We start from the raw sequence: 8245 nt of genomic DNA, 5'->3' as shown, positions 1-8245 counted from the left end.
TCGGTTGCAGCAAGGACGACGACGAACCGGGAGGAAAAGGGGCGATGTATGAGGTAACGATCGAGCAGTCGGGAGATTTCCGCAGCTTCATTAAGTCGGTCGTGGTAGTCGCCAACGGTACGCGGTTGAAAGACGGGGCGACGGGGGAAAGCCTCGCAAGCCCGTTGATTCTAAGCGATGAAGAACTGGCCGTCGAAAAGGTGACGTTAACCACGACGGGAAAGGCGATCGAGTTCGCCGTTTCCGGTAGTGTCGTGGACGGGGAGGACGGTGTCGTGAACGAGCCGATGCAGTGGGTTGTGACCGTTTACAAGAACGGAAAGGAGATCGAGAAAAAGAGCCTTTCTTTCCGGGACGGGAAGGAGATCGGTATGGATGATCTTAATCTGTATTATAATTGACGTGACGACCTGAATGTCCCCCGGATGAATGTTCGGGGGATTTTTTTTCTTTTGGGCGTTCCCGTGGGACGGTCGGGCTTTACGTTTCAAGTCCTCGCCTAAAGGCTGTGGGCTTTACTCTGCAATCCCTAACGCATGGCTGAAAACTCCTCTTGCCGGTGGTGTTCTTCTTCATACAGCCTCATGCGTTCTTGTAATGCTTCTTTTAAATTGTCGCTTTTTTTCAGTCCGAGTTTGGCACGTATGTTCGCTCGTTGGCTGGTTATGTTTCCGCTACTCCGATGTAATAATTCGCATATTTGGCTGACGGTCTTGTCTTGCAGTATTAAACGGCAGATGTTTAATTCGGACGGGGATAAATTGGGATATATTCTCCTGATTGTATCAAGTTTACTTTTTTCCTTTTTCTGGTATGCGGCAAGGGCTGTAAAAAGATTTTCTTTGGATTGTTCCCCTATTATGTTTAACAGGGAGCTTGTCTTTTCTTCCGGGTTATTCTCGCTTAACAACTCGGCGAACGCGAATAGTTCTTCCTTTTTCATTTGGAGACGTTTCAAAAGCATTTCCTCTTCCTCTTTTAGCAAGTTGCTACTTTTTAGCAAGCTGCTGATATTACTGTGTAAGGATCTTCCTAATAAGGGGATCATGGTGTATATGATGATGATCAAAGGCAGATAACTGTATAGGAACGGTTCGTCGGTGATAAGTGTGCAGATTGTATAGGAAGCTATGGTAAGGGAGGACAATAGGATGGAGATATTACTCATATAGGCACAGATGGAAAGCATGGTAAATAAGAGAGAGATAGTAATGTTACTCATTATCAATGCTCTTTGATAACTATATTCATATCCGCTACATATTGAGCAATAAATTATTTCGATAAAAATCTCGATATGTATGGCTATCAGTATAATGGAAAAGGTCGTGGTCAGATTTACTCTCTTTTTAAAATAAGCGAGAGTGCACATAATGATAAACAGGAATAATACGCTGTTAATATAATAAAACTGTTCATTGGGAAATGGAACTGAATATATGTATATGGGTGCGCATAAGACCAGCATGAGCAGGGATAGATGAAAGACTCGTTTTTGTTGATACGTTATTATCATTTCTCTTTCTTTTTTGTCGTAAGTTTGAGTTTTTATTGAACTTAGAAAAGAGGCGGCTTTTGTGCTGAATATCATGTATTTTATTGTTTTAAGTGTTATTAAGTATGATGTTTCTTGCAAAGATAACTGTTTTTTTGTATGTTTAAGTACTTTTCTTTATGATGTTAAGTATTTTTAATTGTTGTGTAAGCATGATTGGCTGCTGTGGTAAGTGTTGTAGTTGTTGTGTGGTTGTCTTTTTAAGTATTTATAAGTTTAAAATGTTTGTTTTTTGCTTTGGAAGCTGGTTTATAAGTGTGTATTTTGCGGTCGAAATTCAAGGGGGTGTAAAAGCCTGGGTTTGGATTGTCATATTAACAAATGATTAAATGACGAAAAGAGGTTTTTATATTATTAAATGTGTATTGTTCGTGCTCGTGTTGAGTATAAGCGGAGAAATATCCGCTCAGGAGAAGCGTGATTCGGTAAGGATCTATTTTCATCAAGGAAAGGTAAATATAGATACATGTTTACTTGACAATGGGAACGAGATGGAGCGGTTTGCTAAAATCTGTTCCGCATTGAACGACTCCGTCCGTCTTATCAGGAAAATTCAAATAATAGGAGGAGCTTCCCCGGAAGGAGGGGGGCTGTTGAATGGAAGGCTGTCTGAAAAACGAGCAGAGGTTTTGTGGCGGTATATATCACCTTATATAAAGATTCCGGTATTGGAGAGGGATTTTCATTTTTCGGGAAGCGACTGGAACGGACTTATAACGATGGTGAGAGCGGATGTGAATGTTCCGGAGAGGGAGGATGTCCTTCGTTTGTTGGAGAAGATCGTCCGTTTGGAAAACCAGGACAGCCCTTATTGGGGGGGAGAACTGAAAAGACTGAAAGGGGGGAGGCCATACTCATATTTGTATAAATTCCATTTTCCGAAACTTCGTTCGTCGATGGTGAAAATATGCTATGATAGTGATCCGATAAATCCCGTCAGAGATACGGTATATATACATACACGTGATACGTTGTGCATCCGTGATACCGTTACCGTCATAGCTCCGGTAAAGAAACGGCCGTTTTGCATGGCGGTGAAAACAAACTTGCTTTATGACGCTGTTTTGATACCTGACATCGGGGTTGAGTTCTGTTTGGGGAAGAACTGGTCTGTGGCCGGGAATTGGATGTATGCCTGGTGGAAAAGTGATCGGAAGCATAATTATTGGCGTATCTATGGGGGAGATGTGGAGTTGCGCCGCTGGTTCGGTCGGAGAGCGGTGGAAAAACCGTTTTCCGGGCATCATGTCGGATTGTACGGGCAGATCGTCACCTATGATTTCGAATTGGGTGGGAAAGGTTACTTGGGGGATAAATGGAGTTACGGGGGAGGCGTGGCTTACGGCTACTCGTTACCTGTGGGACATCGGTTCAATGTGGATTTCACGTTGGGAATCGGCTACCTTGGAGGATCGTACAAGGAGTACATCCCTTTGGACGGTCACTATGTATGGCAGACCACTAAAAACCGCCGCTGGTTCGGCCCGACCAAGGCGGGTATCTCTTTGGTGTGGTTGATCGGGCGGGGGAATTATAGCCGGAAGAAAGGAGGCAGGCAGTGATACGGATACGCTTTAGTCTGGTGTTCATATTTTTATGGATAGGACTGACGGCTTGTGAGCATAAGGATTTATGTTACGATCATCCGCACTTTGCCACGGTGCGGGTAATATTCGACTGGACCAAGATTTCCAATCATGACAAGCCTGAAGGCATGAGGGTCGTATTTTATCCGACCGACGATGAAAGCAACACGTGGATATTTGATTTCCCCGGAGGAGAGGATGGGGAAGTGGAGCTCCCCGAGAATGATTACCGGGTAATTTGCTTCAACTACGATACCGACGGGATGGTTTGGAAAGAAAACGGCAGTTACACGCTTTTTACTGCCGATACGCGTGATGTTCGGTCGCCGGATAACCGGACAATGGCTGTCACCCCACCCTGGCTGTGTGGCGACCATATAGACAGAGTTATCCTCAAGGACATTCCGGGAGGAAGCGCGGAGATAGTACGGCTAACTCCCGTAAACATGGTATGTCACTACACGTATGAGGTGAACGGTCTTCGGGGACTGGATAGGGTGGCGGATTTGCGGGCTGCTCTTTCCGGCATGTCCGGCTCGCTTAACATGTCCGGCGACAGTTTGCCCGCCGGTCTTTCGGAGAGCCTGCTCTTTGATGGAATGGTTTCACGGAATCAGATTATAGGCGGATTCTATACGTTTGGACATTCCGCACTTGAAGGAGAGCCCAATGTTTTCCGGCTGTATCTCAAGAACCGTTCCGGCAGCATGTCTGTATTGGAACAGGACGTGAGCGACCAAGTGCATGATGTCCCGGTAGCGGGGCATGTCGGTGATGTGCATCTGGTGTTGAATTTTGATTATGAGGTACCATCCGAGCCGGGAAGTGACGGTGCGGGATTTGATGTGGACGTTGATGATTGGGATGATGTGAATATGGATATAGTGTTGTAATACGAGTTTGTTAATTATATGTATCAATTTAAATTGTTTTTATTTATGAAAAAAAGTACAGTAATGCTTTGGGCAATCTTTGGAGCTCTACTCATGGGTTGCTCAGACGAGGAGATTGCGAATGTGGAAACCTCCTCACGGAATGCGATTGGTTTTAACGTGTTAAGTAATGCGGCGGAAACGAGGGCTACCCCTACTACCAACACCAACTTGAAGAACACCGATTTCGACGTGTTCGCTTTTACGGCGGATGGTACTGCCTTCATGGGAAAGGTCGACACGGATTTTGAACATGACGGAGTGAAGATCGTGTACAAAGATGGTAAGTGGGATTATGACGATGCGAACGACCTTCGTTATTGGCCTACCGAGGCTTTGGACTTTTACGCGTTCAATCCCGGAACGGTTAGTGAAGACATGATGGTGTTTTATAGTTGGGAAGCCACCAAGGATGTCCAAAAGATAAGTTATACCTGCATGGATGAGTATGGAAGCGGTACTACTCATGCAAACTACGACGTGATGTATGCCATGGCCAAAGGCCAGACAAAAGACATGAACAACGGAATAGTGAAATTTAATTTCAAACATATTCTGTCACAGGTCGTATTCAAAGCAAAGACCCAATACGATAACATGCAGGTGGACATCGACGTGATCAAGATTCATAATTTCAAATTTGCCGGCGCCTTCACATTGCCTGCGGCAGCCGATGGAACGGGAAGTTGGAGTTCGTCTGATTTAGCATTTCCACACGCATTTACCGTAGTGAAAAACGCAAACATCACGGTCAATAGCAATACCGAAGCTACCGATATTACCACAAATACTCCTATGCTGAATATACCACAGGAGCTGACTGCTTGGAAAGTTTCCGAAACAGCCACCAAAAGCAAGTTGGAGGCCGATAATGCGAAGCAATGTTATCTGGAGATCGCCTGCAAAATCCGGCAGTCCGGAGCTTATCTGTTGGGTTCAGCAAGCGAATACAAAACAATTTATGTTCCGTTCGGAGATACATGGGAACAGGGCAAGCGCTATATCTACACGTTGATTTTCGGTGGTGGTTATGATGATCAGGGAGAGGCTGTGTTGAATCCGATCCAGTTTAATGCAGAGACAACAGAATGGGTTGATGCAAATAGCAACGTAAACGTTAAACCTTAAACAAAAAGTTTATCAATATCGTACCCGTTGGCAGGTTAAACATACGCAAGATTAATCCCGCCAACGGGTTCTTTATAGGGAATCGCATTTTCAATATACTTTTTGATGTGTAGGGGTGCTTTTTGCGTACCTTTTTCCTGGAGAATTTCTTTTGTGGAGTGTTTGCCCTGTATATTCCCGATACGCTGTTATAGCAGGGAACTGTTTTTATCCAAGTAGTCAGATATAGCCTCTTGCAATACCGATTTTAGCGAATCGCCTTTGCGGATCGCGATCAGCTTTAAGTTCTGGTGATAGGTTTCGTCCATGACAAAATTACAATGCACGGTTTTCGCTTTCTTCGGCTTTTGAGCCTCTTTTTGCCCGGCCGTGGATTGGATCAGGCTGTCTAATCCCCCGGTCAGCCCGGCCGACATACTGTTTTTTAAATCGTTCTTCTTTGCCATATGGTTACTTTATTTCTGTTAGCAGTTCGTTACATACCTTTTCGTAGTCCTCTGCCCCGGCAGATTTGGGGGCATAGTGAAAAATATCCTGCCCTTGTGTCGGGGCTTCGGCCAGCGTAATGGCGTTGCGTATATGGGTGCTGAACACTTTGCCCTGGAATGTTTCCTGTACCAGTTCCGAAACGCTCTTGTTCAGGTTCTTTCTTCCGTCGTACTGGGTTATCAGAACCCCGGCTATCGAAAGATCCGAGTTCAAACGTTGCTGCACCTTGTGGACGACCTGCATAAGTTTGGCCATTCCACGCATTGCCAGGAATTGAGCCTGAACCGGGATAATCAACCGATCCGAGGCCGTCAGTGCGTTAAGCGTGAGCAGCGACAGCGAGGGGGGACAGTCGATCAGGATATAATCGAATTTCTCCTTTTGGCCTTTGATAAGGTGGGCTAAGATAAGCTCCCGTCCGGCCTCGTTGATTAACTCCGTTTCAACGGCCGAGAGATCCAGGCAGGAGGGAACGACGCTAAGGCCGTCCTTATGCTCGTAGATCGGCAGGTCGTATTCGCCTTTCATCGCACCGTAGATCGTTTGGGGAAGCTCCGCAGAGAAGCCCAGCGATTCGGTCAGGTTGGCCTGCCCGTCAAGGTCGATCAAAAGAACCTTGTACCCTTTTTGACGTAACGCACCGCCCAGGTTGATCGTGGTTGTGGTCTTTCCTACTCCCCCCTTGTGATTCAATACGGAGATTACTTTTGCTTTGCTCATAAATTCAGTTTTTTAAATGGTTGTCATGTCCGCAAATATAGTCAAAATACTAATATACTAAAAGACTAAAAGTAGTATTTTCGTTTTTTGCGTGTTTTTTGTACCGATCGGGGAAGCGTACCGAAATAAATCCTGTTTCCGTCTTTCGGTACGTTTTGTTTCTGTACCGGAATTAATCAAAGATTAGAATAACCATAAATGTTTTTATACGTTAATCATACGTATGTATATATGTATATATTTGTTTTGAGTATCTTTGTGTGCTATGAATAAAAAATAAAAGACATGAGCACTTATTCGTATAAAAATCCGAAGTTTATAAATTCCCCTAAAGGGGTGGTTGAAGTTGTAGAAGTGATTTATGACGGCAAAGATGATCCGGCCTATTCACTGGCTATTATTAAATGGGAAAATACCTATAAATTAGGTATTCGTTGGAACATCGCTTATAGTGAATGGGACGATTACCGCAAACAGAACGGGCAAGATGAATGTATAGGTAATCCACAGTCGAGAGGTATTCCCACCTGGTTTGTTTTGCCCGATGATATGATGTTTAGTGAGAAGTTCAGCGGTGCGATGCAGAGGCTTGATGAATTAAGAAAAGGTAAATAAGTAATGGAACAGGGAGAAATCATATTATACCAGCCGGATGAAGCGGTCAGGTTGGAAGTGAGGCTGGAAGATGAAACCGTTTGGCTGACACAGGCGCAAATTGTGGATCTTTTTCAATCCAGCAAAGCAAATATAAGCGAGCATATAAAAAACATATATGATCAGAAAGAATTAGAGGAAAGTTCAACTGTTCGGGATTTCCGAACAGTTCGACAGGAAGGCAAACGGCAAGTGATGCGCAATCTGACTTATTACAATTTGGATGCGATCATATCCATTGGGTTTCGTGTCAATAGTAAAAGAGGTATTTTATTTAGGCAATGGGCGAATAAGGTTTTAAAGGACTATCTTTTAAAAGGGTATTCCATTAATAAACGTTTGTCAGAACTTGAAAGGACTGTCGCTCAACATACCGAGAAGATAGATTTTTTTGTGCGTACTGCCTTGCCCCCGGTCGAAGGCATTTTTTATAACGGCCAGATTTTCGATGCGTACAAGTTCGCTACCGATCTGGTAAAGTCGGCCAGGCGTTCGATCGTGCTTATCGACAACTATGTGGACGAAACGGTCTTGCTCATGTTGAGTAAACGCAGCGTCGGTGTCTCGGCCACCATTTACACCCAGCGTATCACGCAGCAACTCCAACTTGATCTTGACAGGCATAACAGCCAGTACACACCTATCGACATCAGGACGTACCGGGACAGTCACGACCGTTTCCTGATCGTTGATGAAACGGACGTGTACCATATCGGAGCCTCGTTAAAGGATCTGGGGAAAAAGATGTTCGCTTTCTCAAAGCTGGATATTCCGGCGGCTGTGATTACTGACCTGTTATAATATCCTTTGTCTTATGAATGGGCTGTCGCAAAAGAAAAACCCGTTCTTGATGAACGGGTATATCCTTGACTTGGTTACGTGTTTTGAAAACAGAGGCTTTACCAAGCATTACAATGCAAAGATAGTAATTATAGGTTAATTAGCGAATTTCTTTTTTGGATAGATCCGGAAATAATGCCGTCCTTGAAAGAGGTGGATAAGGTGATTAAAACAATAGATAAGGAAGAACAAAAGCAAAAGGGATGAATGTGGTTATTTATTCACGTGTAAGCTCGCAGTCGGCCAGGCAATCGACCGAACGGCAGGTTGTCGATCTGGAGAGGTTCGCAGCCGGACGGGGGTACGAGGTGACGGCGGTCTTTGAGGAAAAGATAAGCGGA

At 44.5% G+C, this 8245-nt stretch carries 10 protein-coding genes; 7 read left to right on the top strand and 3 right to left on the bottom strand.

Annotation, left to right across the window (positions count from 1 at the left end; translation table 11 throughout):
* On the top strand, window positions 1-401 hold a 401-nt coding region (locus NBH15_RS28610; RefSeq protein WP_250824158.1), incomplete at its 5' end, for a beta-barrel fold lipoprotein.
* 128 nt (window positions 402-529) lie between these two features.
* On the opposite strand, the gene NBH15_RS28605 is transcribed toward NBH15_RS28610, so the two are convergent.
* Window positions 530-1591, bottom strand: coding sequence for a helix-turn-helix domain-containing protein (locus tag NBH15_RS28605; protein ID WP_015545978.1), 1062 nt, complete (start codon window positions 1589-1591; stop codon window positions 530-532).
* A gap of 293 nt (window positions 1592-1884) precedes the next feature.
* On the opposite strand from NBH15_RS28605, the gene NBH15_RS28600 reads away from it, so the two are divergent.
* From NBH15_RS28600 to NBH15_RS28590, 3 genes are read left to right on the top strand one after another with little or no spacing between them, the layout of a single operon-like run.
* Window positions 1885-3117 (top strand): DUF3575 domain-containing protein, encoded by a 1233-nt coding sequence (locus NBH15_RS28600; protein ID WP_118364374.1) that lies wholly within the window; start codon window positions 1885-1887, stop codon window positions 3115-3117.
* Window positions 3114-4034, top strand: a complete 921-nt coding sequence (locus NBH15_RS28595; RefSeq protein WP_195545166.1) for a DUF5119 domain-containing protein — start codon at window positions 3114-3116, stop codon at window positions 4032-4034. Before NBH15_RS28600 ends, NBH15_RS28595 begins: the two co-directional genes overlap by 4 nt.
* A 45-nt stretch (window positions 4035-4079) precedes the next feature.
* Window positions 4080-5201 (top strand): fimbrillin family protein, encoded by a 1122-nt coding sequence (locus tag NBH15_RS28590; RefSeq protein ID WP_221729070.1) that lies wholly within the window; start codon window positions 4080-4082, stop codon window positions 5199-5201.
* A gap of 188 nt (window positions 5202-5389) precedes the next feature.
* On the opposite strand, the gene NBH15_RS28585 is transcribed toward NBH15_RS28590, so the two are convergent.
* Window positions 5390-5647, bottom strand: coding sequence for a hypothetical protein (locus NBH15_RS28585; RefSeq protein WP_005648607.1), 258 nt, complete (start codon window positions 5645-5647; stop codon window positions 5390-5392).
* Window positions 5648-5651: 4 nt separating this feature from the next.
* A complete protein-coding gene (locus tag NBH15_RS28580) occupies window positions 5652-6410 on the bottom strand; it encodes a ParA family protein (protein WP_005868802.1) in 759 nt (252 codons plus the stop codon).
* Between the two features lie 285 nt (window positions 6411-6695).
* Between NBH15_RS28580 and NBH15_RS28575 the strand changes: the two genes are divergently transcribed.
* The 3 genes from NBH15_RS28575 to NBH15_RS28565 form a co-directional block, all read left to right on the top strand.
* Entirely contained in the window at window positions 6696-7025 is a 330-nt protein-coding gene (locus NBH15_RS28575) for a hypothetical protein (protein ID WP_005868799.1), read from the top strand.
* A gap of 3 nt (window positions 7026-7028) precedes the next feature.
* Window positions 7029-7865: a virulence RhuM family protein gene (locus NBH15_RS28570; RefSeq protein WP_117682277.1), complete on the top strand. Its 837-nt coding sequence runs from the start codon at window positions 7029-7031 to the stop codon at window positions 7863-7865.
* 242 nt (window positions 7866-8107) lie between these two features.
* Window positions 8108-8245, top strand: a 138-nt coding sequence (locus NBH15_RS28565) for a recombinase family protein (protein WP_250824159.1), incomplete at its 3' end; no start/stop codon positions are given.

The organism is Parabacteroides caeci (assembly GCF_023656795.1).
GTDB classification, from domain to species: Bacteria; Bacteroidota; Bacteroidia; order Bacteroidales; family Tannerellaceae; genus Parabacteroides; species Parabacteroides segnis.
This window is presented reverse-complemented; position numbering and strand designations above follow the sequence as displayed.

Bases quoted from the DNA above. Each gene is read 5' to 3' on its own strand.
- NBH15_RS28590 (WP_221729070.1), top strand. From the start codon at position 4,080: ATGAAAAAAAGTACAGTAATGCTTTGGGCAATCTTTGGAGCTCTACTC.
- NBH15_RS28570 (WP_117682277.1), top strand. From the start codon at position 7,029: ATGGAACAGGGAGAAATCATATTATACCAGCCGGATGAAGCGGTCAGG.
- NBH15_RS28575 (WP_005868799.1), top strand. From the start codon at position 6,696: ATGAGCACTTATTCGTATAAAAATCCGAAGTTTATAAATTCCCCTAAA.
- NBH15_RS28600 (WP_118364374.1), top strand. From the start codon at position 1,885: ATGACGAAAAGAGGTTTTTATATTATTAAATGTGTATTGTTCGTGCTC.
- NBH15_RS28585 (WP_005648607.1), bottom strand. From the start codon at position 5,647: ATGGCAAAGAAGAACGATTTAAAAAACAGTATGTCGGCCGGGCTGACC.
- NBH15_RS28580 (WP_005868802.1), bottom strand. From the start codon at position 6,410: ATGAGCAAAGCAAAAGTAATCTCCGTATTGAATCACAAGGGGGGAGTA.
- NBH15_RS28605 (WP_015545978.1), bottom strand. From the start codon at position 1,591: ATGATATTCAGCACAAAAGCCGCCTCTTTTCTAAGTTCAATAAAAACT.